The 884-nt window shown below is 67.4% G+C and carries 1 protein-coding gene; it reads left to right on the top strand.

The features are described from left to right. Positions 1-867: IS5 family transposase (locus tag C5F46_RS16230; protein ID WP_107326318.1), on the top strand; the 867-nt coding region annotated here is incomplete at its 5' end. Positions 868-884: the final 17 nt, after the last annotated feature.

The raw sequence follows: 884 nt of genomic DNA, 5'->3' as shown, positions 1-884 counted from the left end.
GACCGTGTTCAGCAAGAACCGGGACCGGCTCGGGACCGGCTGATGACGACCGAGATGTCGCGCAAGGTGATGGCGGCGATCCTGGCCCACCGCGAGGTTGCGCCGCTGCTGTCGGACGACCACTTCTCGGTCGATGGCACGCTGGTCAAGGCTTGGGCGTCGATGAAGAGCTTCCAGCCGAAGGCCACCGACACGCCGCCCGACCACGACCCGGGCAGCTCGCACGGACCCGAGGCCACCACCGAAGATCACCCCGCACCAACTGAACCCGAGACCGACCCCATGCCCCGCGACCGCCGCCAGAACCGCAACGCCGAAGTCGATTTCCGGGGCGAGAAACGGTCCAATGCCACCCATGCTTCCACCACCGACCCGGACGCACGCCTTTACAAGAAGTCGCCGGGCACCGGCGCCATGCTCTGCTTCATCGGCCATGCACTCATGGAGAACCGCTCGGGCCTGATCGTGCAGGGCGACCTGACGCAGGCCGATGGCCATGCCGAACGGCGCGCGGCATTGGACATGATCCACCGCCACTCTCCCGGATCGACCCGGCAGCTGACACCGGGCGCCGACAAGGGCTTCGACGCGGCCGAGGTCGTCGCCGACCTGCGCCAGGCCTGCGTTACCCCGCATGTCGCGCAGAGGTCGAGATATTCGGCGATCGACAGTCGCACCACCCGGCACGAGGGCTATGCCCTGTCCATCAAGCACCGTAAACGGATCGAGGAGGCCTTCGGCTGGGCCAAGACCGTCGGCGGCATGGCCCAGCCCGTCTATCGCGGCCTCGAGCGGGTCCGCGCCCGCTTCATCCTCACCATGGCCGCCAACAACCTCGCCCGGTTGCCGAGGCTGATGGCCACATGACAATGCGAAACCGCATC

Source organism: Phaeovulum veldkampii DSM 11550 (assembly GCF_003034995.1).
Classification (GTDB): Bacteria; Pseudomonadota; Alphaproteobacteria; order Rhodobacterales; family Rhodobacteraceae; genus Phaeovulum; species Phaeovulum veldkampii.
The sequence above is the reverse complement of the archived record's forward strand: the minus strand, read 5'-3'. Positions and strand labels throughout refer to the sequence as shown.